This window comes from Streptomyces sp. AC558_RSS880, from assembly GCF_019049255.1.
Classification (GTDB): Bacteria; Actinomycetota; Actinomycetes; order Streptomycetales; family Streptomycetaceae; genus Streptomyces.
On sequence record NZ_JAGMUJ010000031.1, the window covers coordinates 1 to 25,458 of the forward strand.

Consider the following 25,458-nt stretch of genomic DNA (forward strand, 5'->3'; position numbering starts at 1 on the left):
GGGAGCGGCGGCCGCCGCTCCCACCGCAGACGCTACGCCGGGTACGCGACGGTCGCCAGGCGGTGACATGCCCGTGACACAAAGATCGCTAGCCTGACGGCCATGAATCCCCGGGGGAACACACTCAAGCTCACAGCGGTCTCGGCGCTCGTCGTCCTCACCCTCACCGGTTTCTCGACCGGCCGCGGCGGCAGCGGCGGCAGCGGCGACGGGAGCGGCGGCGGGTGCAGCAGCTCCGACCAGAACCACGACTCGTCGTCGAGTTCCGGAGGCGGCTCACACCGCGACTACGACGATGACGACGACCACGACACCTCGGGCGGCGGAAGCGGAAACGCGTCCGCGTCCGTGCAGGACGCCACGGTGGAACTGGTGACCTGCGCCTCGGAGGCGTCCCCGCACGCCACGGTCGAGGTCACCAACCCGAACGCCACGGACGGCGTCTTCACCGTCACCGTGATCTTCGAGGACACGGCCGGCGCGGAGGTCGCCACCCGGACCCAGGACGTCGACGTGCCCGCGAACGACACGGCGACGGTGCGGGTGGACGTCGGTGACGACACGGACGTGACCCTGGTCGCCGAGTGCGACCCCGGTCTGTACGCCCCGGCGGCCCGCTGAGCCGCGCACGCGGCCTGTCCTCCGCCGGGCCGGTGCCGGGGACGAAGGGGGCGCGGGCTGTCGCCGCTCGAAGCGGTGGTGTGCGGGTGGGGAGTGGGGCGGGGGGTGGGAGCAAGACGGTGTGGTGCGAGCTGGACGGTACGTAGATCACGGCCGTACGACGATGGGGCCGAGGTTTCCCCCGGCCCCATCGGTGGTCGGGCGATGCGTCAGGGCATGTGGTTGTCGAGCGGTACCACGACACCGTCCTGCGGGCTCACCGGCATGTGGTTGTCGGCCAGCGCCGGGCTCGCCACGGCGCCGGTGATGCCGAGGACCAGGGCGATGGTGGCGAGAACCTTCTTGGTGCGGGTCACTAGGACTCCTGTTGTGGGAGAGCAGATCCGTACGGGAAGGGACATTAGGACGCACACAGTCAGCTGTTCGAGTGATTCGAACGGTTCGCGTCAAAGGTTGACCAGAAACCTGTGCGGACACACATCGGCCGCGGCGGCTCCCCCTCCGCGCCGCCGCGGCCGATTCCCCGTGCGGGAAGGACGGCTACTTGCCGCCGTCGAGGTCCAGGGCGGGCGGGGCCGGCATGTGGCTGTCGAGAGTGGTGATCGCGCCGTCCTTCGGCGGGGCCGGCATGTGGCTGTCCTGAGTGGTGGCCGTGCCGTCCTTCGGCGGGGCCGGCATGTGGCTGTCGAGCGTCGTGATGGCGTCGTTCTTCGCTTCTTCGTTGCTGTTGGCGGTGTTGCTCATAGCTGCAGCCCCCATGAGATTGGCAGAGCGATTGACGAGTGAGGCCTGTTCGGCGACTCCCCCGCGGGCCGCCGAACAGGCGTTGCGGGGTCGATCACCCTACAGGTGAAACCCCGACGACCGTCTGCCCCCCGACGCGACGGATCGATGCGTTGAGAGTGACAGCCGCCCATAAACGTTCGATGAACGCCCCGGCCCGATCAGGCTGCTCCGACTGGCCGCAACAGTTTCCGCAGATCGGTCGCTTCCGGTGCCTCGGACTTCTCGTAGATGGTCAGAGCATCCCGCCAGCACGCACGCGCACGATCAATCTGACCGAGAGCGCTGAGCGAGCGTCCCAAGAGCGTGAGGATGTTGGCCCGCATCCAATCCCCGCCGATGCTTCCTGTCGTCAAGGCTTGCTCGGCGTGCTGTGCCGCCTGAGCCGGTCGATGAGCCGAGAGATGAACCTGGGCGATGCGGAAGTGGGTGGCTCCTTCCCACAGACGCTGCCGGTTTTCCACGAAGGTCTGAAGCGCGGTGGACAGCTCGTTCAATGCCTCGACCTGACGCGCCGCGTGGCTGAGCGCGATGCCGAGGGCGTACCGGGCGTTGGCCAGACGGAAGGTCAACCCGAGCTCGTCGTAGATGGTGATTCCCTGACGGACCAGATCGATTCCCGAGGCCGTGCGTCCCACCGATACGAGGACACGCGAGAGGTTGCAGAGCGCGCTCGCTTCACCGGGCCGGTTGCCGTCGGACCGAAACGCCGCGATGGCTTCGAGGAGGTGGGCTTCACTGACGGCACGCTGGTTCTTGCAATTGGCGATGATGCCCTGCTCGTTGTGGGCGTTGCCTCTTGTCCAGGGATCTCTGGTCCGGTTTCCGAGTTCGATGGCGACTTCGGCCTCCGCTCCCGCTTCGTCGAAGCGCCCGGCCCTGCTGAGGACCTGGGCCAGCGTCGTGCGCGCACGTCCCTCCGCATGAGCGTCTCCCGACGCCGCCGTGGCATCCCTTGCGGCGAAGGCGGCTGCCTCGTAGCTGAGCGAACTCGCCCCTGATTCCGCCAGGTCCTTCGAAGCGAGCAAGAGGTCGACACCACGCCGCAACGTGCTCGGCTTCAGCGACTGCCTGACGCACGCCAGGATGCAGGCGGACTCGGAATGGAGCCAGTCCAGCGCGTTGACGTCGTCGCTGAACTCCTTCCCCGAAAACTCGGTGGGCTCGAGGTGGTCCACGGTGCGATCCCCCGGCCGCTCGATCGCGTACACCCCCGCCGCCGTGGCCAGGTAGAAGTCCAGCACCCGCGAAAGCGCCGCCTCCCGCTCACCGGGCGGCTGTTCGTCCCTCTCGGCGCATGCACGCGCGTAGAGCCGTACGAGGTCGTGGAACCGGTACCGCCCCGGCGCCGCCGACTCCAGCAGGGACGTGTCCACCAGGGACTCCAGCAGGTCCTCCGTGTCCTCCGCCGGGAGGTCCAGGACCGCCGCCGCCGCCGCGAGGGAGATGTCCGGGCCGTCCGCCAGGCCCAGCAGCCGGAACGCGCGGGCCTGGGCGGGCTCCAGCTGCCCGTAGCCCAGCTCGAACGTCGCCTTCACCGCCAGGTCGCCCGCCTGGAGTTCGTCCAGGCGGCGGCGTTCGTCGGCGAGCTTGGCCGCCAGGACCGAGACCGTCCAGGTGCGCCTCGCCGCCAGCCTGGACGCCGCGATCCTGATCGCCAGCGGCAGGAAGCCGCACGCCGCCACCACGTCCAGGGCGGCCTCCCGCTCCGACGCCACCCGCTCCTCGCCCACGATCTTCGTGAAGAGCGCCAGCGCCTCCTCCGGTGACATCACGTCCAGGTCGATCAGGTGCGCGCCCGCCAGGTCCACCATCCGGACCCGGGAGGTCACCAGGGCCGCGCAGCCCGCAGTGCCGGGGAGCAGGGGCCTGATCTGCGCCGCGTCCCGCGCGTTGTCCAGCAGCACCAGGACCTTGCGGCCGTCCAGGACCGAGCGGTACAGCGCCGCCCGCTCCTCCAGCGAGTCCGGGATCGCCGAGTCCGCCGTGCCGAGGGCGCGCAGGAAGGAGCCCAGGACCGTCTCCGGTTCCGCGGAACGGGATCCCGCGCCCTGGAGGTCGACGTACAGCTGGCCGTCGGGGAAGGAGGGACGCGCCGCATGGGCCACGTGCACCGCCAGCGTCGTCTTGCCGACGCCGCCGATGCCGGCCAGCGCCGACACCGCCATCACCCAGCCCTCGTCGCCGGACGCCGCCGCGAGGACCTCGCTCAGCTCCCGTACGAAGGAGGCGCGCCCCGTGAAGTCCGGGACCGTCGCCGGGAGCTGGGCCGGGCGGACGGGGACCGCCACCGGTTCCGCCATGGGGGCCGAGGGTTCCGCGAGGCCCGGGTCGGCCTGGAGGATGCGCTGCTGGAGGTCCTGCAGATCCGGGCGCGGGTCGACGCCCAGCTCGTCGGCGAGGAGGCGGCGGGTGTCCGCGTACACCGCGAGGGCCTCCGCCTGGCGGCCGCTGCGGTAGAGCGCCAGCATCAGCAGTTCGCGCAACCGCTCCCGCAGCGGATGCGCCGCCGTCAGCGCCGTCAGTTCCGAGACCGCCTCCGCGTGGCAGCCCTGCTCCAGGTCCATGTCCAGGCGCGATTCGAGGAGTTGGAGCCGCCATTCCTCCAGGCGGACCCGCTGGGCCTCCGCGTACGGGCCCGGCACGCCGGCCAGCGTCTCGCCGTCCCAGAGGGACAGGGCCCGGTTCAGCACCTCCCGCGCGTGGCACAGGTCCCCGGTGTTCCGCGCCTTCTCCGCCTCCGCCGCCAGTTCCTGCGCCGCCGCGAGGTCCAGCGCGCCCTCGCCGAGCCCGCGCACCGCGTAGCCGCCGGACTCGCTGACCAGCACCCCGGGGTCCAGCACCTTCCGCAGCCGGGAGGCGTAGGTGCGCACCGCCGCCAGCGCCTGGGACGGGGGTTCCTCGCCCCACAGGGCGTCGATCAGCTCGGCCGCCGTGGCCGTACGGCCCTCGCGCAGCAACAGAGCGGCGAGCAGCGCGCGTTGCTGAGGGCTGCCGGTGGCGACGGGCTCGTCGTCGCGCCAGGCGCGCACCGGTCCGAGCACGCCGAAGCGCAGCGCCGCGGGCTCCGTCGAGGAGCCGGGACGCCGCTGCTCCGGTCCCCGCGGCACACCGTCCATACAGTCCCCCTCTGCATCCTGAGCAACTACGCCAGTTTGCCTTGTTCATGGCGGATGCGGCAGCCGTGGGAGACGGCGATCACACGGGGAACGACGGGCCGTCACGGTGCCCACACAGTTCGTCCTCAGCCGTCCAGGTCCACCCGCACCGTCAGCAGCCCCGCCCCGAAGGCCCGCACGGCGGCGCTGTTGAAGCGGGGCAGGGTGCGCAGCCGGGCCACGGGGTCGTCGTCGGGCAGGAGATGTGCGGTGCCGGTGTGCCAGCGGCCCCGGATGCGCACCCGCACCCGGGGGTCCGCCCTGATGTTGCGGACGTACTGCGACCGTTCGCCGAACTCCGACACCAGCCAGAAGGAGTCCCCGGCCCGCCGGCCGCCCACCGGGGTCCGGCGGGGCAGGCCGGAGACGCGTCCCGTGGTCTCCAGGAGGGTCTGGAGCGGCAGCCGGCGCAGGACGGGATTGATCCGGCGCTGGAAGGCGGTGGCGCTCCGGTACTTGCGTTCGGCGTGCGAGGTCCCAGGAGTCATCGTGCGGTGAGCCTACCGGCGGCCGAGGAAGATCGGGTTGGTGAATCCGGCCAGGGCGCCGGGCAGCGGTCCGGCGGCCGTCTCGTGCCGCAGTTCGGCGCGTACGTAGGCGGCGTACGACGCTGTGGTCCGCCACTCCACCACGCCCGACCCGGACACCGGCAGCGGGCCGCCGGTGTGCAGCACGCCCTGGTCGGTCACGAACCGGACGGTGCAGCGCGGGGCGCCGGTGACCTCCAGGCGGACGGTGACCGGGGTGTCCCCGTCCACCCGCAACCGCTCGCCGATGCCCGCGTGTTCGCCGCGCCCGCCGGACGCGGTGAAGCCGAGGGACACCTTGCCGGACTCGGCGACGTACGAGCGTCCCGCGCGGATGCCGTCCAGGACGGCCTCCCGGGTCAGGTCGTCGGCGAGGACCACGGTCTGCGGGCTGCCGACGGCGTCCGGGTCGCGGTGGGCGTCGCTGCTGCCCATCGCCGGGATCCAGCCGTGCCCGTCCCGCCCGTCCCGCACGGACGCCACCAGCATGCCGTCCCAGTCGGCCAGCGCCACCTCGTCGTCGGGCGTGTACGGGCCGTTCCACACCTCCACGGCGTCCGCCTCGCCGAAGCCGAACTTCCAGTTGCAGCCGATGCAGGTGGCGTGCGGATGGGCGGGGACGACCAGGCCGCCGGCGCGGCGGATCTGCCGGGCGAACCGGCCGAAGCGGTTGTCGCGGGCGCGGTAGCGCCAGTCGACGAACGTGCCGGGGTCCGTGCCGATCGCCACCACGTGGCCGTTCCGCGTGGTGACCTCCTCGCCCAGCAGCACCAGCAGGTCGTCGCCGGCCGCCTCGGCCCAGTGGGCGTGCGCCGCGTGCGTGTTGTGCTCGCTGCTGTTGATGAAGTCCAGTCCGGCCGCGCGGGCGAGCGCGGCGATCTCGGCGGGGGTGCGGCGGCCGTCGGAGTACCAGGAGTGCAGGTGGCAGTCGCCCCGGTACCAGGCCCGCCCCCGCCCCCTGGCCCGCTCCGGCGGGTACACCGGCCGCACGGTCTCGCCGGGCTCCCCGTAGGTCAGCGTCACGGTGATCTCGTACGACAGTCCCCGCGGGGCCACGGTGTAGGGGCCCAGCGCGATGTGCCAGGTGCCCGCGCGTACCGGGCCGGGGAGATAGCCGGGGGTGGCGTCGTCGGCGCGGAGGAAGAACTCGGTGCGGGCCCCGCCCGACCAGCCCCGGAAGCCCCGGCCGCCGAGGCCGGTGCCGCGCTCGTCGAAGATGCCGATGTCGAGGGCGTTGCCGGTGGTGCCGGCCGGCACGGTGGGCCGGTCGTAGGTGTAGGCGACCTTGATCTCGCGGACGCCGTCGGGCACCTCGACGGGGACGTACACGAAGTCGGGGGCGCCCGGCGGGAGGGTGCCGCGCACCGTCCTCGTCTCCCGGCCGTCCCGGTCCGCCGCGGAAGCGAAGCTCACGCTTCCCCACGTAAGCGCGGCGGCGGCGCCCGTCACGAACACGGCGCGCCGCCCGATCCCGCTCTGATGCTCCTCGCACATGCTGCTGCTCCCAGGTGTCGTTCGATGACAGGGCTTGGGTGGTGCAGGGGTCGGTGCGGTGCAACCTTTGTAGTGAGCGGTGAACTGCCGTGTAAGAGAAGGGAATCGACAGCAGACCATGAGATTCGCCTGGTTCGTCTGGCTCACCCGGCACATCGACGAGTTCGGTTTCAGCCATGGCCCCGTGAAAGGCGCGATCGGAACGGCCGCCGTGCTGCTCACCGCCGTGCTGCTCGGTTTCGCGCTGCGCCGCCACCGGCCGGCCGACCTGGCCGTCGGCGGTGTCACGGCGGTCGCGGGGATCGGCTGGCTGGCCTTCCACTGAGCGGGGCGCGAGGAGCCCGGGGAGGTCGGGAGGTCGGGAGGAAATCCCGACCGGTCGGTATGGACAGATGGGGGTCGCGCGGGTATTGATGGGTCCGTCGTCCGCGTACGAAAGGCCGCTCATGCGCATCGCCGTCACGATCTTCCTCACCGACGAGACGATCACCCCGGTCCGGCTCGCCCGTGAGCTGGAGCAGCGCGGGTTCGCCGGGCTGTACCTGCCGGAGCACACGCACATCCCCGTCGAGCGGACCAGCCCGTACCCGGCGGGCGGGGAGCTGCCGCGGGAGTACGGCCGCACGCTCGACCCCTTCGTCGCGCTCGGGCAGGCCGCCGCCGTCACCGAGCGGCTGGGGCTCGGCACGGGCATCACGCTCGCCGCGCAGCACGACCCGATCGACCTGGCCAAGCAGATCGCGACCCTGGACCACCTCTCCGGCGGCCGGTTCACGCTGGGGCTCGGCTTCGGCTGGAACGTCGAGGAGGCCGCCGACCACGGGGTGCGGTGGCGGACCCGGCGCGAGCTGGTGCGGGACCGGATGGGGCTGATGCGGGCCCTGTGGGCGGAGGAACCGACGGCGTACGAGGGGGAGTTCGGGAGCGTGCGGGCGAGCCTCGCGCACCCCAAGCCGGTGCGGAAGCCGCGCGGGCCGGTGGTCGGGCCGCGCACCCTGGTCGGCGGGGCGGCGGGACCGAAGCTGTTCGCGCACATCTGCGAGTACGCCGACGGCTGGCTGCCGATCGGCGGGCGGGGCCTGACGGAGTCGCTGCCCGCGCTGCGCACCGCCTGGGCCGACGCGGGCCGCGACCCCGGCGCCCTCCAGGTCGTGCCGTACGCCGTGCGTCCCAGCGAGGGCAAGCTGGCCCACTTCGCGGAGCTGGGCGTCGAGGAGGTCGTGGTGCAGCTGCCGCCGGAGGGGGAGACGGAGGTGCTGCGGACGCTGGACGCGTTCCAGCCGTTCGTGGACGGGGAGAAGGAAGGGGCCCGGTGAGGACGGACAAGGGGCCTGATCAGTCCGAACGTATGCTCAAAGAATGACGAATTCCGTGACCACCGGAACCGGCGGCCCCACCGAGAGCTCCCTGCGGCGCGCCCTCAGACGCGCCCGGGACGGTGTCTCCCTGGACGTCTCCGAGGCGGCGGTCCTGCTCCAGGCGCGCGGTGAGCACCTCGAGGACCTCTCCGCGTCGGCCGCCCGGGTGCGGGACGCGGGGCTTCAGGCGGCGGGGCGGCCCGGTGTCATCACGTACTCGAAGAGCGTCTTCGTCCCGCTGACCCGGCTGTGCCGGGACAAGTGCCACTACTGCACGTTCGTCACCGTGCCCGGCAAGCTGCGCCGGGCCGGGCACGGGATGTTCATGTCGCCGGACGAGGTGCTGGACATCGCCCGCAAGGGCGCCGCCGCCGGCTGCAAGGAAGCCCTCATCACCCTCGGCGACAAGCCCGAGGACCGCTGGCCCGAGGCGCGCGAGTGGCTCGACGCGCACGGCTACGACGACACGATCGCGTACGTGCGGGCGATCTCCGTCCGGATCCTGGAGGAGACGGGACTCCTCCCGCACCTCAACCCGGGCGTCCTGACCTGGACGGACTTCCAGCGACTCAAGCCGGTCGCGCCGTCGATGGGCATGATGCTGGAGACGACGGCGACCCGCCTGTGGTCCGAGCCCGGCGGCCCGCACCACGGCTCCCCGGACAAGGAACCGGCCGTGCGGCTGCGGGTCCTCGAGGACGCGGGCCGCTCCTCGGTCCCCTTCACCTCCGGCATCCTCATCGGCATCGGCGAGACCTACGAGGAGCGCGCGGAGTCCCTCTTCGCCCTCCGCAAGATCTCCCGCGCCCACCACGGCATCCAGGAACTGATCATCCAGAACTTCCGCGCCAAGCCGGACACCGCGATGCGCGGCATGCCGGACGCGGAACTCGACGAGCTGGTCGCCACGGTCGCCGTCGCCCGGCTCGTCCTCGGCCCCGCCGCCTGTCTCCAGGCCCCGCCGAACCTGGTCGACGCCGAGTACGGGCGGCTGATCGCGGCCGGGATCGACGACTGGGGCGGGGTCTCCCCGCTCACCATCGACCACGTCAACCCCGAGCGGCCCTGGCCGAAGATCGAGGAACTGGCCGAGCGGTCCCGGGCGGCCGGCTTCGAGCTGCGCGAACGCCTCTGCGTCTACCCGGAGTTCGTGCGGCGCGGCGAGCCGTGGCTGGACCCGCGGCTGCGCCCGCACGTGGCCGCGCTCGCCGACCCGGCCACCGGCCTGGCGCGCCCCGGCGCCCTCCCGGAGGGGCTGCCCTGGCAGGAGCCGGACGAGGCGTTCACCGCGACCGGCCGCACCGACCTGCACCGCACCATCGACACCGAGGGGCGTACGGGCGACCGCCGCGAGGACTTCGACGAGGTCTACGGCGACTGGGACGCCCTGCGCGAGGCCGCCGCCCCCGGCATGGTCCCGGAGCGCATCGACACCGACGTGCGCGGGGCCCTGGCGACCGCGGCCGACGACCCGACGCGGCTCACGGACGCGGAGGCGCTGGCGCTGCTGCACGCCGACGGTCCCGCGCTGGACGCGCTGTGCCGGGTCGCGGACGACGTCCGCAAGTCGGCGGTGGGCGACGAGGTCACCTACATCGTCACCCGCAACATCAACTTCACCAACGTCTGTTACACCGGCTGCCGCTTCTGCGCCTTCGCGCAGCGCCGCACCGACGCGGACGCCTACACGCTCTCGCTGGAGCAGGTCGCCGACCGCGCCCAGCAGGCGTGGGACGTGGGCGCGGTGGAGGTCTGCATGCAGGGCGGCATCCACCCGGACCTGCCGGGCACGGCGTACTTCGACATCGCGAAGGCGGTGAAGGAGCGCGTCCCCGGCATGCACGTGCACGCCTTCTCCCCGATGGAGGTCGTCAACGGCGCGACCCGCACCGGCCTGTCGATCCGGGAGTGGCTCACGGCGGCGAAGGAGGCCGGTCTGGACACCATCCCCGGCACGGCGGCGGAGATCCTCGACGACGAGGTCCGCTGGATCCTGACCAAGGGGAAACTGCCGGCGGCGACCTGGACCGAGGTGGTGACGACGGCCCACGAGCTGGGCATCCGCTCCTCCTCGACGATGATGTACGGCCATGTCGACCAGCCCCGCCACTGGCTGGGCCACCTGCGGACCCTGGCGGACATCCAGCGGCGGACCGGTGGCTTCACGGAGTTCGTGACCCTTCCCTTCGTGCACACCAACGCCCCCGTCTACCTGGCGGGCATCGCCCGCCCGGGGCCGACGGTCCGGGACAACCGAGCGGTCACGGCGATGGCCCGCCTCCTCCTCCACCCGCACATCCCGAACATCCAGACGAGCTGGGTGAAGCTGGGCGCGGAGGGCGCGGCGGAGATGCTCCGCTCCGGCGCGAACGACCTCGGCGGCACGCTGATGGAGGAGACGATCTCGCGGATGGCGGGCTCGTCGTACGGCTCCTACAAGTCGGTCAAGGACCTGATCGCGGTCGCGGAGGCCGCGGGCCGCCCGGCGAAGCCCCGTACCACCCTGTACGGCGAGGTGCCGGAGGAGCGCCGTCGTGCGGCGGAGGCGTCGGACGGCCACCTGCCGGAGCTGCTGCCGGTGCTGGACTGAGAGCGCCGGGGAAGCGCCGGTGCGGGCAGTAGGATGATCCGAACCGCGTTCGACCGGGTGCCGTGGTCTTCGATCGGGACCCGTAGCTGAGGAGATGCGTACCGGTGCCTGCCCGTCTTCCTTCGTGGGCCTGGGTGACCGGGCTGACCACGGGGGCGATTGCCGCGGTGGCGGTCCTGGCCGTCCAGGCGGACCAGGGGACGAAGCCCGTCGCCGCCACGACCCGGCCGAGCGCGTCGGCGACGGCGGACGCGAAACCGTCCGCCGAGCCGGAGGAGAAGAAGCCGGCGGCGGTACCGGCCGACTCGGGCACCGGCCGCCGGATCGTCTACTCCCTCGGCCAGAAGCGGGTCTGGCTGGTCGACGCCAGCGACACCCCCCGCCGCTCCTTCGCGGTCTGGCCGGGCACGGTCACCCCGGACCCCGGCACGTACACGATCGGCGAGCGCACCGAGGCCACCACCGGCAGCGACGGCGTCCCGGTCGAGCACATCATGTACTTCGCCCAGAAGTCCGGTGTCTTCGTCGCCTTCTCCAACGCGGTCGACGGCTCCTCGCCCCCGCCCGCGGACCCGGGCGCGCAGACGGGCGGCATCCGCGTCGGCAAGTCCGACGGCAAGGCCCTGTGGGCCTTCGGCGCGGCGGGCACGACGGTCAGGGTCGTCGAGTAGGCGCGGCGGAGCACGAGAAGACCGGTCGCGGCGACGTGCGTGGCTACTCGGTGTCTTTCGGGTGGCGAGTGGACGCGTACACGAAATGAACCGTGCGGCGTGCCTCGTCGACGAGGTAGCGGACGCGGCCGCCTGACGTCACCTCGTACTCCCACTGGGGATAATCCCGACCACCGAGGCCGCCGGTGGCCAGTCGGCCGCGGAGCCTGTGCTGACGGTCCGGGTCGGCCCGGGACAGTGGATCGCGGCGCAGGGCTTCGAAGCACCGACGTGTGTTCCCCGGGGCCTCCGCGCCCAGCTCGCCCCATCCCTTGGCTGCTTCGTTGGTCGCGAATCGCAGGCGCCACTCACCGTCCACCGGCGGCGGAGCGACGTCGTCACCGCGCTTCGGACTCACGGCACCGTCACCTCGCCGTGGTCCTCGTCCGGCCGTGGGCGGGTGAGCTGTGCCGTGAGCTCAGGATCGGCGAGGATACGAGCCGTCGCGCGCCATTCGACGACGAGGCGATGAAGATTGCCATGGACGTCCAGCTGGGCCGCGTCGTGCGTGGCGTCGATGAGTTCGGTCACGAACTCCCGCGACTCCTCGGCGTTCAAGTGGCGGACCCACGGGAAGACCGATGGCAGCGCGCGCAGTATGGCCCGCTCGCCGGCGTCACTGCGCACAAGGGCGGCCAGGAGACGGGCGGTGATGTCCGCCGTCTCCTCGCGCTGCTGGTCGTGGCGGGCGGTGGTCAGGTAGAGATCCTCGCCGTCCCGACGCGTGACGTGCACGCGCTGCGTCCGGTCGAGTGTCTCGGCGACCCGCTTCGAATTCTTCGAGAGCTCGGAAAAGGCAACCGTGGGAGTGGACACGGGTCGACGATACTTCGGAATGTATTCCGAAGTCAATCGGGGCGGTGACCGGATTGCCCGCCCTGCTGGACCGGCAACTGGTCGACCAGCAGCACCACCCCGCTGAAGACGAACACCCGCAGCGCCGCGTCCAGGCCGTTCCAGTCCTCCGACTGCCACATCGCGAACCACTCGCCGCCGATCGCCATGAAGCCGGCGCCGAAGAGGAGCATCACCATCAGCAGGCCGTAGGTGGAGACGCGGCGGGCGCGCGGGTGGTCGTGGCGGGCCCAGAGCCAGGTGCCGTACACCAGGACCAGCGCGGCGGCCGTCTCCCAGACGATGATCGCGACGTACGCGGCGTCCTGCACGCCCTCGTTCGTGATCGCGCGCCACATCAGGTCGTCGTCCTTGAACGTGGTGTCCATCGCGAGGACATGCCGTACGAAGTCCTGGTTCGTCCCGAAGTCCGTGATGTTGCCGAAGGCGACCAGCGCCATGTAGAGGGCGACGGAGGCGGTGAGGAGCGTGGCGGCGAGGGGCAGCGCGCCGCGTGCGGTCGTGGTGGGCATGCCTTCTTCCTTCCCCGCGAAGGCCGTTGCCTCCCCTGCCGGTTGAGCGAGAATGGGGCGCGTCGGGTTCCGGGGTGAGGAGACGTTCGCGTGGCGCAGGCACGGTCGTCGATGCAGCAGATCGTCCAGCGGCGCACACGCGCCGGACTCGTGGCCCGCGACGCCGAACGCGAGCTGTTCCGGACGAACTTCGACACCTCGCCCGAGGAGGAACGGCACCGCTTCCTGTTCCACGTGCACGGCGACGCGGGCGTCGGGAAGACCTTCCTGGTCCGGGAGTTCGAGCAGATCGCCCGGGAACGGGGGGCGCTGACCGCGTACGTCGACGAGAGCGCGGGCAGCGTGCCCGAGGTGCTGGCCGCGGTGTGCCGTCAGGCCGGTGACCAGGGGCACCGCTTCAAGGAGTTGGACAAGCTCCTGCTCGCACACCGCGAACGGCGCCACGAGGCGGAGCTGGCCGCTCTCGCCGCACTGGACCCGCAGCCGGACGCCGGCGGCCCGTCGGCGGGCAGCCTGGCGCTGGCCCGGGCGGGACTGGCCGGGCTCGGACTCATCCCGGGCGTCGGCGCCTTCGCCGGCGCCGTCGATCCGGGGCAACTCGCCCAGGGCGCCGACCGGTTGCGCTCCGGGCTCGGCGCCCGCTTCCGCAGCCACGAGGACGTGCGGCTGGTCCTCTCCCCGGAGAGCGTCCTCACCCCGGTGCTGACGAAGGAACTCGCCGACGCCGCCGCCTCGGTGCCGTGGATCGTGCTGTTCTTCGACACCTACGAGCGGACCGGTCCCTTCCTCGACGGCTGGCTGCACGACGTGATGACGACCGGCCGGCACGGTGCCCTGCCCGCCACCGTCGTGGTGGTGACCGCCGGCCAGCGTCCCTTCGACACCGCCCGCTGGGGCGGCTTCGCGGACTTCACGACCGTCGTGCCGCTCGAACCGTTCACCGAGGCGGAGACACGCAATCTCCTCGCCGTCCGGGGCGTCACGGCGGAGCCGGTCGTCACCGAGGTCCTGCGGCTCACCGGCGGCCTCCCGGTCCTGGTCTCCACCCTCGCCGGGACCCGGCCCGCCGGACCCGACGACGTCCACGACCCGAGCGCGACGGCGCTGGACCGGTTCCTGAAGTGGGAGCGCGAACCCGCGCGCAGGGCCGCCGCGATCTGGGGCGCGCTGCCGCGCTGGCTGGACGCGGACGTGTTCCGGGTGGCGGCCGACTGCCCCGAGGAGCAGCGCGACGAACTGTACGACTGGCTGAGCGGGCTGGCGTTCACCGACGAACGCGCGGCCCGGCTCCGCTACCACGACGTCGTACGCGCCCCGATGCTGCGGTGGCAGCGCACCCGCTCCCCGCGCGGCTGGGCGGAACGGCACCGCCACCTGGCGGGGACGTTCCGCCGGTGGCGGGAGGAGACCGAGGCCGGGCGGGACGCCGCGGAGCTGTGGGCGGACGCGGAGTGGCGGGAACTGCGGCTGGCCGAGTCGTACCACCTGCTGTGCGCCCGGGAGCGCGGGGCGCCGCAGGCGGTGGTCGGGGATCTGATCGCGGCCTGCGAGCAGGGCGAGGCCGCGGCCGAGCGGTGGGTGCGGCTGCTGGAGGACGCGGGCCGGGACGCGGACCTGGAGACACTGACCGGCTGGTGGCGGGAGCTGTCCGAGGCGCTCGGGGAGGGCGGCCCGGCGGCCGTCCTGGACCGGCTGTTGGGCTTGCTGCCCCAACCACCCGTCAAGAAGGCCCGGGCGAACCGCCGCCCCTTGGTGGTCGGTGACGACGCCGACCTGCTGCCGGGTCTGTGGCCGGTCCCCCCGGGCGCCGACGCGGGGCGGCACGACGAGGACCACGAGGCCGACGAGGCCGACGTGCCCTGGACCGGCGACCCGGACCCCGACTCCGAGCCGTACGTTCCCGGGGCCGCCGACCCGGACCCCGGCACCCTGCTCCCGGCCTCCCTGGCCGTCCGGCTCCAGCGCGGCGCGGCCGTCCTGGCCGCGGCCCGGGGCGACTACGGGGGCGCCGTCGCCCGGCTGCGGTACGCGATCCGGCTGGCGCCGCGGGACGCCGGTCTCTTCGCCCTGAGGGGGGAGTACCGCCGCGTCCTGCGGCAGCACTCCGCGGCGGTGCGGGACCTCCGCCACGCGCTCACCCTGGATCCGGGGCGCGCCTACGCCTGGGCCTCCCTCGGCGCCACCCGTCTCGCCCTCGGCGCCCCGGCGGCCGCGCTCATCGCACTGGACCGCGCCCTTGAACTCGACCCGGACTACGCCTGGGCGCTGATCCGCCGGGCCCGTGTCTGGCGGGAGCTCGGTGAACCCGGACGCCGGCTCACCGACCTCGACCGCGCCGTCGCCCTGCAGCCCGACTCGCCCTGGGCCCACTGCGAGCGCGGGGACGCGCTGCGTGCCGCCGGCCGGGACGAGGAGGCCCTCACCGACTACGACGTCGCCCTGACCCTCGACCCCGACTACGCGTCGGCGTACGCGAGCCGGGGGGTCTCCCGCTTCCACCTCGGCCGCGCCGCGGACGCCCTGGCCGACCTGGACCGCGCCCTGGAACTCAGCCCCTCCTACGCGTGGGCGCGGGACCGGCGCGACGAGGTCGTACGTCACCTGGACGGCTGAAATCCCCCTGTCCGCCCCCTTCCGATCACCCGGTTCACACTCCTCACACTCCGCATCCCGATCCGCCCCCTCAACCGACCGTCCCCGTTCGATTACAGTGCTGGGCGTCGTACGAGCGGACGGTGCCTGGGAGGTCGTGGTGACCGGTACTGCCGGGCCCGTGTGGGGGCGTCGCGAGCAGCAGGACTTCCGCAGCCGGGTGCGCGGGACGCTGCTCGCGGTCGCCCTCGGGGACGCGCTGGGCGCGCCCGTGGACGGGGTGACGACCGGCGGGATACGGGAGGCGCACGGCGCGGAGGGTCTCGCCGACCTCGCCCCCGCCCACGGCCGGCGCGGTGCCGTCACCCACCACACCCAGCTCACCCTCTTCTCCGTGGACGGCCTGATCCGCGCCCAGGTACGGCGCGACACCGGCGCCTGGCACCCGCCGACCGATCTGCACCGGGCGTATCTGCGCTGGGCCACCACCCAGCGGGACTGGGGCCCGGACGAACGGCGCAAGGACGACGGGTGGCTGGCGCGCGAGGAGTGGCTGTACGCCCGCCGGAACCCCGCCCGCCCGCTGCTGCTGGGGCTCGGGGACGAGGTGATGGGGACGCCCGAGGCGCCCAAGAACCCCGGTGAGGCGGGGCCCGAGGCCGCCGCCCGGTCCGCGCCGTTCGGGCTGCTCGTCGGCTGGGAGCCGCAGCTCGTCGCCCAGCTCGCCGTGGAGTGCGCGGCGCAGACCCACGGCCACCCGGTCGCCTGCCTCGCGGCGGGCGCGTACGCGGTGATCGTGCACGCGCTGGCCCGGGGCGAGAGCCTGGACACGGCGGTGCAGCGGGCGCTCGCGCTGCTGGCCGCCCGGCCGGGCCATCAGCCGGTGTCGGACGCGCTCCAGCACGCGCTGGGCGCCGTACGGCAGGGGATACCCACTCCGGAACGGGTCACGGAGCTGGTCGGGAACGCCACCGCCGAAGGGGTGCTCGCCGCTGCCGTGTACTGCGCGCTGGTGGGGGAGGACGTACGGCAGGGGCTGTGCCTGGCCGTGAACCACGACGGTCCCAGCGCCGCCGCCGGGGCGCTGGCCGGCGGGCTGCTCGGGGCGCTGCACGGCGAGACGGCCCTCCCGCCGGCCTGGCTGGCCGAGCTGGAGGGCCGTCCCACGATCCTGGAACTCGCCGACGACTTCGCGATGGAGATGACCCAGGGTCCCGCGCTGCACGGGCCCGCGGGCTCGTCCCCGGCGTGGCTGGCGCGCTATCCGCGAGGGGCCTGACCCTCCGCGGGCCTCAGGACGACAGGCGCTCGTCCTTCACCGGGGCCGGTGACGGGACCGCCGCCGCGGCCGAGTCGTCGTCGCCGTCGGTGTTGACGCGTTCGATGATCGCCATCCGCTCCGGGGTGTCCTCCGGCTTCACATAGCCGATCAGGACGTACAGGACCAGCGAGACCGCCAGCGGGATGGAGACCTGGTACTCCAGCGGCACGCCGCCGTCGACGGCCCAGTGGATCGGGTAGTTCACCAGCCAGAAGGCCAGCAGGCCCAGACCCCAGCTGGTGAGCGCCGCGGTCGGACCGGAGCGGCGGAACGGCCGCAGCAGACCCAGCATCATCGGGATGGCGATCGGGCCCATCAGACCGGCCACCCACTTGATGACGACCGTGATGATGTCCTTGAAGGTCGGCGAGTTGACCTGCGTCGCGACGGCCATGGACAGGCCGAGGAAGACCACCGTCGTGATCCGGGCCGCGAGCAGGCCGGACCGCTCGCCCCACAGCCGCGCCTTCTTCGACAGCACCGGCGCCACGTCACGGGTGAAGACGGCCGCGATGGCGTTGGCGTCCGAGGAGCACATGGCCATCGTGTGGGAGAAGAAGCCGACGATGACCAGGCCCAGCAGGCCGTGCGGCAGCAGCTGCTCGGTCATCAGGGCGTAGGAGTCGGAGCCGTCCGCCTTCTGGGACTCCACCAGCAGCGGCGACATCCACATCGGGAAGAACAGGATCACCGGCCAGACCAGCCACAGCACCGCCGACAGCCGCGCCGAGCGCTCCGCCTCGCGGGCGTTGGGGGTGGCCATGTAGCGCTGGGCCTGGTTGAGCATGCCGCCGTTGTACTCGAACAGCTTGATGAACAGGAACGCCAGCAGGAAGATCGTGCCGTACGGTCCGACCAGCGGCTCCCCGTGACCCTGGAGCTCCGGCTCGTCCCACGCCCCGAAGAAGCCCCCGTGGTCGCCGAGTTCGACCACCACCGCGACGAACATCGCGATGCCGGCCAGCAGCTGGATGATGAACTGGCCGAGTTCGGTCAGCGCGTCCGCCCACAGGCCGCCGATGGTGCAATAGATCGCCGTGACGACGCCGGTGATGAGGATGCCCTGGTTGAGCGAGACGCCGGTGAACACCGACAGCAGGGTGGCGATGGCCGCCCACTTCGCGCCCACGTCCACGATCTTCAGCAACATGCCGGACCAGGCCAGTGCCTGCTGCGTCTTCAGGTCGTAGCGGTTCTTCAGGTACTCCAGCGGGGACGCCACATGGAGCCGGGAGCGCAGCCGGTTGATCCGCGGGGCGAACAGCTTCGACCCGATGGCGATGCCGAAGGCGATGGGGAACGACCAGGTGACGAAGGACGTCACGCCGTAGGTGTAGGCGATGCCGGCGTAGCCGGTGAACATCACCGCGCTGTACCCCGACATGTGGTGGGAGATGCCGGAGAGCCACCACGGCATCTTGCCGCCGGCCGTGAAGAAGTCGCTGACGTTGTCCACCCGCTTGTGCGACCAGACACCGATGGCGACCATCACGGCGAAGTAGCCGATGAGAACCGCCCAGTCGAGACCGTTCATGTCCCCCCTTCCAGGGTCTTCCTTGTGAACTCCACTCAGCTGGTTGGCACTTCGCCTGAGCGGGGTAGGGGCGAGGAAGGCCGCGAAGTGCCCGCTCATCGTGGGCGTGATGGCGCGATCACGACAAGGAAGCGTAAGGTCAAGAGCAGGTAAAAATGTTCGACTAGCTGACCTGCGTTCACAGTCATGAACGAGTCCGGAGGGGGCGGAACCCCCGGGTCAGCGCAGCTCGTCCGGGCAGGGCGTGCCCCGCTCCCCCCACTTGTACGGAGCCGCCAGGCGGTACGTCCCCGGCTTCGGCGCGAGCAGCGTCGTCCACGTGTCGCCGTTCGCGTCCTCCTCCGTCTCCATCAGGCAGCCGTTGACGTTCTCGTACGTCCTCGGCTCGCCCTCCGGACGGTCCTCGGACTCCTCCGTCTCCCGCGGAGGCTCCAGCGCCTCGCCCTCGGCGTCGACGAGGCCCAGCCACGGCGAGTACGGGACGCGGATCAGGATCCGGCCCGCCTTCTCCACCCGCAGCGTCCACTCACCCTGCTCGGCCCGCTCCACCACCGTGTTCGGCTCCGCCAGCGGGGTCGGCGCCTCCACCGCGAACAGCTGCCAGTTGGCGTCGCCCCAGATCTGCTTCAGATACGGCAGCCCGCGCTGCACCAGCTCCCGCTCCCGCTGGCCGCCGTCACCGTCCGGCTCGTCCTTGGGCAGCACCACGAAGTGCACGCCCCAGCGCTTCAGCCACTCGTGGTAGTTCGCCGAGTTGAGGGTGTCGTCGTAGAAGAGCGGGTTGCGCTCCATGTCGGCCTGCCGGTTCCAGCCCCGGGCCAGGTTGACGTACGGGGCGAGGGCGGACGCCTCGCGGTGCGAGCGGGCCGGGACGACCTCCACGCGGCCCCGTCCGGCGCCGACCTCCTGGAGCTCGTTCACCAGCGGCGCCAGCTCGCGCGCCCAGGACGCGCGCGGCGTGGTGTGCACGACGTCGTCGACCGTCTTGAAGCCGATCCAGCCGGTGAAGCCGACGAAGGCGACGACGATCGCGTACCACTTGAGGGTCTTCGGCACCGCGAACGGCAGCGCCGCCACCAGCACCACCCCGCCGAACAGCATCGCCAGCCGGGTCATGTTCGACCCGATCTGCGAACTGATCAGCCAGACCAGCACGATCCCCAGCCCGTACACCGCGGCCGTGATCCGTACGGTCCTCCAGTCCGCGGGGACCAGGACGTAGACCAGGATCGAGTACAGCAGCGGCAGGACCACCGAGCCGATGCCCATCGGCTGGGTCCCCGAGAACGGGAACAGCCAGGCCGACACCGCCACCACCGCAGTCGGCGCCAGTCCCAGCGCCCACGCGCCCGGCCGGCGCTTCTGCAGGAACAGCGCCGCCGCCACCAGGCCCACGAACAGGCCCGCGACCGGCGAGGCCATGGTGGCCAGCGCCGCCAGCGGGGCCGCGCACAGGGCCTTCGCCCACCGCTTGTAGCGCCACCGGTGGGGCCAGCAGAAGACGACGGCGACCGCGCCGAGCGCGAACATCGTGCCGAGCCCGTACGTCACCCGCCCCGAGGCCGCGTTGCACAGCAGCGCGAACACACCCGCGAGCGCGGCCCACAGGGGGTTCCGCACCTCCCGGCTGCGCATCAGCACCAGCGTCAGCAGCCCCGCCGACACCGTGCCCGCGATCATCATCGTCGTCCGCACGCCGAGGACCGACATCAGGTACGGCGACACCACGCTGTACGACACCGGGTGCATACCGCCGTACCAGGCGAGGTTGTACGCCGAGTCCGGGTGCCGGCCGACGAACTCCGCCCACGCGTCCTGTGCGGCGAGATCGCCGCCGCTGTTGGCGAACGTGAAGAACCAGACGACGTGCAGCAGGCCGGCGAGCGCGGTGACGGACAGCACCGGGTGCCGCAGCATGCGGGCGCGCACGGCGAGGACGGCGGCCACGGGGGCGCCGTGCGGCTGCTCAGGAGGCCGCTGCCGCTGATCTCCGGGTACGGGTATTCGCGGGCCGGATCCCGGGTCCGGATCGGCGTCGTCGGCGCGTGTCGGCTCCGCTGTGGCCACCTGAAGGCACTCCCCGTATCCCGTCTGCTTGCCCGTTTCGTGACGCTAGCACGCAGTCCGGCGGCCGTCGCCCGGGTGGGCGGCGGCCGCCGGCTCCGTACGGTCCCGGATCAGCCGAGACGCGTCAGCTTGTCCGTGAAGCCGGGCTCCACGAGGTCTTCCCGCAGGGCGACCGGCACCTTGACGGCACCGCTCGTGCCGTCACCCACGGTGAGCGTGCCCACCTTCGTGCCGGCCTCCGCCGTGTGCGGCAGCTCCTCCGCGGCGAACGTCAGCTTCACCGACAGGCCCGCCCAGCCGACCGCCTTGACGTCCTCGGTGACGGCGACGGGCGTACGGCCGCCGAGACCGTCGTCCACGTACCCGACGACAGTGCCCTTCTTCAGGATCTTCGCCGAGGTCAGCGCCTCCTGGGCGGCGCGCAGCGCGGGCTTGCTGACCTCGTTGACCGTCTTCAGGATCGACGGGCCCTTGTGCTGGCCGAGGATCGCGCCGACGACGATGACCGCCTGACCGCCCACCTCCTTGCGGGCGGCGAAGAGCAGGTTGCCGCCGGCCTTGGTGGTGGAGCCGGTCTTGATGCCGATCGCGCCCATGGTGTAGGGCAGCTCGTTGTAGTTGGTCCAGTACTTCCCGGTCGGGTCCGTCCAGCTGGCCGCGCTGGTGATGGCCACCATGGCCGGAATCCTCATGGCCGCGATGCCGAGCTTCGTCTGGTCCTCGGCGGTGGAGACGGTGGTCTCCTTCAGCCCCGAGGGGTCGGTGTACGTCGTGTTGGTCATCCCGAGCTCCTTGGCGGTGTCGTTCATCTTCTTGACGAACGCCTCCTCGGAGCCCGCGTCCCAACGCGCCAGCAGACGCGCGATGTTGTTCGCGGAGGGGACCATGACGGCCGACAGCGCCTGCTTCTCGGTGAGGAAGTCGCCGGCCTTGACGGTGTTGAGCGTGGACTCGCCGTCCTTGTCGTAGCCGCCCTCCTTCTCCGCCTTCGCGTCGATCTCGATCTTCGGGCCTTCCTCACCGGGCTTCAGCGGGTGCTCGCGCAGGATGATGTACGCCGTCATGGTCTTGGCGACCGAGCCGATGGCGACCGGCTTCTGCTCACCGAAGTGGTCCATCGCGCCGATGCCGTCGCCGCTCATCCACCCCTGGCCCTCGTCCGGCCAGGGCAGCTTCACCTGGTCGCCGTCGAAGGTGTGGGTGTCCTCCGCGGTGAGCGCCAGGGTGGGGGTCGGCAGCGGGCGTACGACCTGCACGATCGCAAAGACGATCGCGAGGAGCACGAGCAGTGGCGCCCAGATCTTGACCCGCCGCACGGCCGTCCGCAGCGGGGTCTGCGGGGGCGGCGGGGTGTTGGTCAGCTCGGCCAGCAGGTCCAGCGGCGGCTTGGGCGGCAGCGGCTGCTGCGTGGTCCGCTCGGGGCCGACCTGCGGGAGCGAGGCGGTGGGCTCGGCGAGGGAGGCGGAAGGCTTGCGGACGCCGAGGTCCTCGTCCCGCTTGAGCGCGACGAACTTGCTGGTCCGCTCGGACTCGGACTCGGCCGCGGTCGCGCGGCCCGCGCCGCCCAGCTTCAGCATGGTGGTGGGCTGGTCCACGGCCGGCGCGGAGGGCCGCCCGGTCCGGAACACGGCGGTGGGCTGGTCGACGGGGCCCTCGGCCTTCGGCCGGCCTTCCTGGCCCTCGTCCTTCGCCCCGCCACCCGCGGTGCCGGCCCCGGGGGCGTCATCCGCCGCCGGCCCGTCCCCGGGCCCGTCCCCGGGCCCGTCCCCGGGCCCGTCCCCGGGCCCGTCCTCGGGCTCGTCCTCGTCGTGCCGGTCGTCGTCCTCGGCGGAGGCGTCGTCGGTCGCCCCCCGGGCCCCGGGGACCGGACCCGCGGCCGGCTTCCCGCCGTCGCCTTCGGGTGAACCCGTCTCGGGGCCCTCCTCGCCCGGGGCCGCGCCCTTCGCCGCACCGGCGGCCCCGGTGATGCCGCTCTTCTCCGCACCGGCGCCCGGCACGTCCTGCGCGGCGTCCTCGGGCCCGTCGTCGTCGCGGGGCGCGTCGCCCGTGGAGGCTCCGGTCCTGGGCGCGTTCGCGTCCGTCCCGGCGTCAGTGGCGTCCTCGGGCCCCTCCTCGTCGCGGGGCGCGTCGACCGTGGCCTTCGGCGCGTGCGCGTCCGTGGCGGTCCCGGAGGTGGCCTGCGCGGCGTCCTCGGACTCCTCCTCGTCGCGGGGCGCGTCGGCCGTGGCGGTGGGCGTCCCGCTCCCGGCGTCCTCGGGGCCGTCCTGGTCGTGGGAGGCGTCCGTCGCGTCCTCGGGAGCGTCCTCGCCCGCGGTGTCCGCCCGGCCGGGCTCCGGTTCCGTCCCGGGCCCGTCCTGGGCGCCGGAGGCGCCGGACACCGGCGTGCTCGCGGCCGCACCGGCCCCGGAGGCGTCCTCCGCCTCGCCGGCGGCACCCCCGGTGCCGCCCTCCGCCCCGTCCGGGTCCTCGTCCGGTTCCGCCGGGCGGACCCACGTGGCCACCGCCTCGCGCAGGCGGCCGGACTCGCCACCCTCGCCGGCGGGTGCGCCGTCACGCGTGGACAGCACACGGGTGGCCGTGTCGACGTTCCCGTGGCCCTCGGAGGGCTCGGTCTCGCGACTCACCGCCAACCGGGGATCCCGCTTCCCGGGAACCGGACCCCCGCTCCCCGACGTCGGTTCTGCCGACGACTCGCGCTGCTTCGACCTGTCGGGGGACTCGCCCGCCACCGATGCCTCCTCCATGCGCCGCACGCCTCGCGTGCGCCAACCGAACCGTGAACCGCCCGCCCGCGACAGTGCTCCACGACACTGTCCGAACCATGTACCAGTGTCCTGTGTGCGGGCTTCCCCCACGCGGTAGACGAGAACGACATACCTACTGGTTCCACTACGAACCGGTCACGCACCCTCGACAGACCAATGTGAGAGGGGTCACCCTGTCATTCATCCACGCGGGGAGGCATGGATGGGCAGGAGCCGCAGAACACTTCCGGAGGAGCTTCTGTTGCTGGCACTGGACCCGACCACGGGTACCACTGCACAGCCGCAGTCGCTCGACCTGGGTCTGGCCGGAGCGCAGCTAGTGGAGCTGGCGCTGGCCGGACGGATAGCCCCAGACGGGGATCGTATCGCCGTGGTGGTGCCACGGCCGACTGGAGACCCAACACTGGACTGCGCGTTGGAGTTGCTGCGAAGGCGCGGCGCTCCGGTACGGGCGGTCCACTGGATCGGCGGGCCGCGTCTCGGGCTGCGCCAGACCTACCTCTCGCATCTGGAGCGGTGCGGCATGGTGCACGCCGTGGCCGGACAGATGTGCGGGGTGCTGCCGACGACTCGCTACCAGGCGACGGACACCGAGATCAGCCGGGAGATCAGGGCCCGGCTGGACTCCGCGATCCGCACCGGCGTCCCGCCGGACCCGCGGACCGCGGCGCTCGCCGCACTGGCGCACGCGGTCGGCCTCGGCAAGCACCTGTACCCGGGGAACGAGGGACGCTCCTCGCGTTCCCGGTTGCGGGATCTGATCCGGCACGACCCGATGGGCGGACTCGTCGCGCACGCCGTGATGGACGTCCAGAACGGCGTGGCGGCCCAGCCGCGCCGCAGCCCCGCTCCGGCAGGCCGGCAGGCCCCCGCCGGCGGCCGGGGCGCACCGGAACCCGCCCGAGGCGTTCCGGCGCAACCGCACCGCGGATCCATGGCACGCGCCGCGGCCCACTGAGCCGTACGTCCCCCGGGGCCAACGGCACGGCACGGCCTGTGGATCCGCGGCCGACAGACCCGGTCACGGGAGCCGCAGTCCGAGCGGGGTGGGGAGAACACACGGGTTCTCCCCACCCCGCTCGGCGCACCCGCGTCCGGTGCCGTCGCGCACCGACACCCGCCACCACATCGTGAAGTGGCGTGTACCCGTCGTATATCCACCGTTTCCCAGCGGTAGGAAGCACCTTGGTGGCAGTCTGCTCCACAGCAGACACGCAAAGTGGCAAGTACGAGGCACGCAGCCGGAGGTGCACGTCCCGTGGCGTCCAATGTCAATCCCACCGTCAGGCGGCGCCGGCTGGGCCAGGAGCTGCGCCGGCTCCGCGAGGTCAAGGGCATGACCGCCGAGGAAGTGGCGGAACGGCTGCTGGTGTCGCAGTCGAAGATCAGCCGCCTGGAGAACGGCAGGCGCAGCATCAGCCAGCGTGACGTCCGCGATCTGTGCGGGGTCTACGAGGTGGAGGACCAGCGGATCGTCGAGTCGCTGATGCAGATGGCCAAGGACTCGCGCCAGCAGGGCTGGTGGCACGCCTTCGGCGACATCCCGTACAGCGTCTACATCGGCCTGGAGACGGACGCGGAGTCGCTCCGTGTCTACGAACCCCAGATCATCACCGGTCTGCTGCAGACCCGCGCGTACGCCGAGGCGATCGTCCAGGGCGGTTCGCCGGAGTCGTCCGAGCAGGACAACGACAAGCGGGTCGAGGTCCGGCTGCGCAGGCAGGGCCGGATCACCGCCGAGAAGGACCCGCTGCGGCTGTGGGTGGTGCTGGACGAGGCGTCGCTGCACCGGGTCGTCGGGAGCCGTCAGGTGATGCGGGAACAGCTGGAGCACGTCATGGAGCTGTCCCAGCTGCCGCACATCACCGTGCAGGTGCTGCCGTTCGAGGTCGGCGCGCACGCCGGCATCAACGGCCAGTACTCGATCCTGGAGTTCGCCGACGCGGCCGACTCCAGCGTCGTCTACATCGAGGGCGTCACCAGCGACCTGTACCTGGAGAAGCCGCACGACGTGCAGAAGTACACGGTGATGTACGAGCACCTGCGGGCCCAGTCGCTGAACGTGGACCAGTCCCGGCAGCTCGTCGAGCGCCTCGCGAAGGACTACGCGCGCTGAACATCGGCCGGGAGGCGGCGGGATGGTACACCGCTGACAGGTTGGGCTGGAAGTCTCACCTGGTATATGCCACCCGGTCGAGTGAACGGCTGCTCCGGAAGAAGAGGGTGGCGAGTAGCGTCGATCACGCCAACCACCCCGTGAGGGTTGGCAAAATCCGTTCTGCGGGTCCACGCCGGAACGCGCAGGCCGGTGACAGCAACTCAGCATCTGGCTACGGAGCGAACATGGCAATTCGTCTGGGCGCCACGGAAACGTGGACGACGTCCTCCTACACCAACAACAACGGCGCGTGCGTGATGGTCCGGTCGACCACCGGGGCGGCGCTGGAACTCGGGGACACCAAGGTCCCCGAGGGTCCGAAGCTGGCCTTCCCCGCGGACGCGTGGAGCGCCTTCGTGGCCTCGGTCAAGGGCTGACCGGTCCGGCGACCGCCCACCGGGCGACGCCGGACC

General features: G+C 72.2%; 21 protein-coding genes. 10 read left to right on the forward strand and 11 right to left on the reverse strand.

What is annotated here, in order from left to right; translation table 11 throughout:
- Positions 1 to 102: 102 nt before the first annotated feature.
- Entirely contained in the window at positions 103 to 621 is a 519-nt protein-coding gene (locus KUM38_RS13855; protein WP_217129654.1) for a hypothetical protein, read from the forward strand.
- Positions 622 to 830: 209 nt separating this feature from the next.
- On the opposite strand, the gene KUM38_RS13860 is transcribed toward KUM38_RS13855, so the two are convergent.
- The 5 genes from KUM38_RS13860 to KUM38_RS13880 form a co-directional block, all read right to left on the reverse strand.
- Positions 831 to 977, reverse strand: a complete 147-nt coding sequence (locus tag KUM38_RS13860) for a hypothetical protein (RefSeq protein WP_217129655.1) — start codon at positions 975 to 977, stop codon at positions 831 to 833.
- 184 nt (positions 978 to 1,161) lie between these two features.
- Entirely contained in the window at positions 1,162 to 1,365 is a 204-nt protein-coding gene (locus KUM38_RS13865) for a sigma-like protein (protein WP_217129656.1), read from the reverse strand.
- Positions 1,366 to 1,565: 200 nt separating this feature from the next.
- On the reverse strand, positions 1,566 to 4,523 hold the full coding sequence (locus tag KUM38_RS13870; RefSeq protein ID WP_217129657.1) for a BTAD domain-containing putative transcriptional regulator: 2,958 nt from the start codon (positions 4,521 to 4,523) through the stop codon (positions 1,566 to 1,568).
- 125 nt (positions 4,524 to 4,648) lie between these two features.
- The gene (locus KUM38_RS13875) at positions 4,649 to 5,050 is read right to left on the reverse strand and encodes a nitroreductase/quinone reductase family protein (RefSeq protein ID WP_217129658.1); all 402 of its coding nucleotides are present in this window, start codon (positions 5,048 to 5,050) and stop codon (positions 4,649 to 4,651) included.
- 12 nt (positions 5,051 to 5,062) lie between these two features.
- Positions 5,063 to 6,583: a CehA/McbA family metallohydrolase gene (locus tag KUM38_RS13880; RefSeq protein ID WP_217129659.1), complete on the reverse strand. Its 1,521-nt coding sequence runs from the start codon at positions 6,581 to 6,583 to the stop codon at positions 5,063 to 5,065.
- Positions 6,584 to 6,701: 118 nt separating this feature from the next.
- Here KUM38_RS13880 and KUM38_RS13885 point away from each other — a divergent pair, with 118 nt between their 5' ends.
- The 4 genes from KUM38_RS13885 (at position 6,702) to KUM38_RS13900 (ending at position 11,202) form a co-directional block, all read left to right on the forward strand.
- Positions 6,702 to 6,908, forward strand: coding sequence for a hypothetical protein (locus KUM38_RS13885; RefSeq protein ID WP_217129660.1), 207 nt, complete (start codon positions 6,702 to 6,704; stop codon positions 6,906 to 6,908).
- 121 nt (positions 6,909 to 7,029) lie between these two features.
- Positions 7,030 to 7,899: an LLM class F420-dependent oxidoreductase gene (locus KUM38_RS13890; RefSeq protein WP_217129661.1), complete on the forward strand. Its 870-nt coding sequence runs from the start codon at positions 7,030 to 7,032 to the stop codon at positions 7,897 to 7,899.
- Between the two features lie 43 nt (positions 7,900 to 7,942).
- Positions 7,943 to 10,531 (forward strand): bifunctional FO biosynthesis protein CofGH, encoded by a 2,589-nt coding sequence (locus KUM38_RS13895; protein ID WP_217129662.1) that lies wholly within the window; start codon positions 7,943 to 7,945, stop codon positions 10,529 to 10,531.
- 104 nt (positions 10,532 to 10,635) lie between these two features.
- The gene (locus tag KUM38_RS13900; protein ID WP_217129663.1) at positions 10,636 to 11,202 is read left to right on the forward strand and encodes a L,D-transpeptidase; all 567 of its coding nucleotides are present in this window, start codon (positions 10,636 to 10,638) and stop codon (positions 11,200 to 11,202) included.
- Between the two features lie 43 nt (positions 11,203 to 11,245).
- Here KUM38_RS13900 and KUM38_RS13905 read toward each other — a convergent pair whose 3' ends face one another.
- From KUM38_RS13905 to KUM38_RS13915, 3 genes are read right to left on the reverse strand one after another with little or no spacing between them, the layout of a single operon-like run.
- On the reverse strand, positions 11,246 to 11,599 hold the full coding sequence (locus KUM38_RS13905; RefSeq protein ID WP_217129664.1) for a hypothetical protein: 354 nt from the start codon (positions 11,597 to 11,599) through the stop codon (positions 11,246 to 11,248).
- Positions 11,596 to 12,057, reverse strand: a complete 462-nt coding sequence (locus tag KUM38_RS13910) for a prevent-host-death family protein (protein ID WP_217129665.1) — start codon at positions 12,055 to 12,057, stop codon at positions 11,596 to 11,598. Before KUM38_RS13910 ends, KUM38_RS13905 begins: the two co-directional genes overlap by 4 nt.
- Before the next feature lie 32 nt (positions 12,058 to 12,089).
- Complete coding sequence (locus KUM38_RS13915) at positions 12,090 to 12,608, reverse strand: DUF2165 domain-containing protein (protein WP_217129666.1); 519 nt, start codon at positions 12,606 to 12,608, stop codon at positions 12,090 to 12,092.
- A gap of 111 nt (positions 12,609 to 12,719) precedes the next feature.
- Here KUM38_RS13915 and KUM38_RS13920 point away from each other — a divergent pair, with 111 nt between their 5' ends.
- Together KUM38_RS13920 and KUM38_RS13925 are read left to right on the forward strand one after the other, a co-directional pair.
- The gene (locus tag KUM38_RS13920; protein WP_217129878.1) at positions 12,720 to 15,221 is read left to right on the forward strand and encodes a tetratricopeptide repeat protein; all 2,502 of its coding nucleotides are present in this window, start codon (positions 12,720 to 12,722) and stop codon (positions 15,219 to 15,221) included.
- A 139-nt stretch (positions 15,222 to 15,360) separates the two neighbouring features.
- Positions 15,361 to 16,479, forward strand: a complete 1,119-nt coding sequence (locus KUM38_RS13925; protein ID WP_217129667.1) for an ADP-ribosylglycohydrolase family protein — start codon at positions 15,361 to 15,363, stop codon at positions 16,477 to 16,479.
- 13 nt (positions 16,480 to 16,492) lie between these two features.
- On the opposite strand, the gene KUM38_RS13930 is transcribed toward KUM38_RS13925, so the two are convergent.
- The 3 genes from KUM38_RS13930 to KUM38_RS13940 all read right to left on the reverse strand — a co-directional run bounded on the left by KUM38_RS13930 (position 16,493) and on the right by KUM38_RS13940 (position 22,866).
- Positions 16,493 to 18,055 (reverse strand): sodium:solute symporter family protein, encoded by a 1,563-nt coding sequence (locus KUM38_RS13930; RefSeq protein ID WP_217129668.1) that lies wholly within the window; start codon positions 18,053 to 18,055, stop codon positions 16,493 to 16,495.
- A 219-nt stretch (positions 18,056 to 18,274) separates the two neighbouring features.
- Positions 18,275 to 20,122 (reverse strand): MFS transporter, encoded by a 1,848-nt coding sequence (locus tag KUM38_RS13935; protein WP_217129669.1) that lies wholly within the window; start codon positions 20,120 to 20,122, stop codon positions 18,275 to 18,277.
- A gap of 110 nt (positions 20,123 to 20,232) precedes the next feature.
- Entirely contained in the window at positions 20,233 to 22,866 is a 2,634-nt protein-coding gene (locus KUM38_RS13940) for a D-alanyl-D-alanine carboxypeptidase (protein ID WP_217129670.1), read from the reverse strand.
- A gap of 223 nt (positions 22,867 to 23,089) precedes the next feature.
- Between KUM38_RS13940 and KUM38_RS13945 the strand changes: the two genes are divergently transcribed.
- From KUM38_RS13945 to KUM38_RS13955, 3 genes are all read left to right on the forward strand, one after another.
- Positions 23,090 to 23,845 carry a GPP34 family phosphoprotein gene (locus tag KUM38_RS13945; protein ID WP_217129671.1) on the forward strand — a complete coding sequence of 252 codons (756 nt, stop codon included), beginning with the start codon at positions 23,090 to 23,092 and terminating at the stop codon, positions 23,843 to 23,845.
- A 300-nt stretch (positions 23,846 to 24,145) separates the two neighbouring features.
- A complete protein-coding gene (locus tag KUM38_RS13950) occupies positions 24,146 to 25,003 on the forward strand; it encodes a helix-turn-helix transcriptional regulator (protein ID WP_217129672.1) in 858 nt (285 codons plus the stop codon).
- 227 nt (positions 25,004 to 25,230) lie between these two features.
- Positions 25,231 to 25,422, forward strand: a complete 192-nt coding sequence (locus KUM38_RS13955) for a DUF397 domain-containing protein (protein WP_217129673.1) — start codon at positions 25,231 to 25,233, stop codon at positions 25,420 to 25,422.
- Positions 25,423 to 25,458 lie beyond the last annotated feature (36 nt).

Excerpts from the sequence above, each read along its gene's own strand:
- KUM38_RS13930 (WP_217129668.1), bottom strand. The coding sequence starts at position 18,055 with ATGAACGGTCTCGACTGGGCGGTTCTCATCGGCTACTTCGCCGTGATG.
- KUM38_RS13855 (WP_217129654.1), top strand. The coding sequence starts at position 103 with ATGAATCCCCGGGGGAACACACTCAAGCTCACAGCGGTCTCGGCGCTC.
- KUM38_RS13870 (WP_217129657.1), bottom strand. The coding sequence starts at position 4,523 with ATGGACGGTGTGCCGCGGGGACCGGAGCAGCGGCGTCCCGGCTCCTCG.
- KUM38_RS13865 (WP_217129656.1), bottom strand. The coding sequence starts at position 1,365 with ATGAGCAACACCGCCAACAGCAACGAAGAAGCGAAGAACGACGCCATC.
- KUM38_RS13885 (WP_217129660.1), top strand. The coding sequence starts at position 6,702 with ATGAGATTCGCCTGGTTCGTCTGGCTCACCCGGCACATCGACGAGTTC.
- KUM38_RS13955 (WP_217129673.1), top strand. The coding sequence starts at position 25,231 with ATGGCAATTCGTCTGGGCGCCACGGAAACGTGGACGACGTCCTCCTAC.
- KUM38_RS13890 (WP_217129661.1), top strand. The coding sequence starts at position 7,030 with ATGCGCATCGCCGTCACGATCTTCCTCACCGACGAGACGATCACCCCG.
- KUM38_RS13915 (WP_217129666.1), bottom strand. The coding sequence starts at position 12,608 with ATGCCCACCACGACCGCACGCGGCGCGCTGCCCCTCGCCGCCACGCTC.
- KUM38_RS13875 (WP_217129658.1), bottom strand. The coding sequence starts at position 5,050 with ATGACTCCTGGGACCTCGCACGCCGAACGCAAGTACCGGAGCGCCACC.
- KUM38_RS13945 (WP_217129671.1), top strand. The coding sequence starts at position 23,090 with ATGGGCAGGAGCCGCAGAACACTTCCGGAGGAGCTTCTGTTGCTGGCA.
- KUM38_RS13940 (WP_217129670.1), bottom strand. The coding sequence starts at position 22,866 with ATGGAGGAGGCATCGGTGGCGGGCGAGTCCCCCGACAGGTCGAAGCAG.
- KUM38_RS13920 (WP_217129878.1), top strand. The coding sequence starts at position 12,720 with ATGCAGCAGATCGTCCAGCGGCGCACACGCGCCGGACTCGTGGCCCGC.
- KUM38_RS13880 (WP_217129659.1), bottom strand. The coding sequence starts at position 6,583 with ATGTGCGAGGAGCATCAGAGCGGGATCGGGCGGCGCGCCGTGTTCGTG.
- KUM38_RS13895 (WP_217129662.1), top strand. The coding sequence starts at position 7,943 with ATGACGAATTCCGTGACCACCGGAACCGGCGGCCCCACCGAGAGCTCC.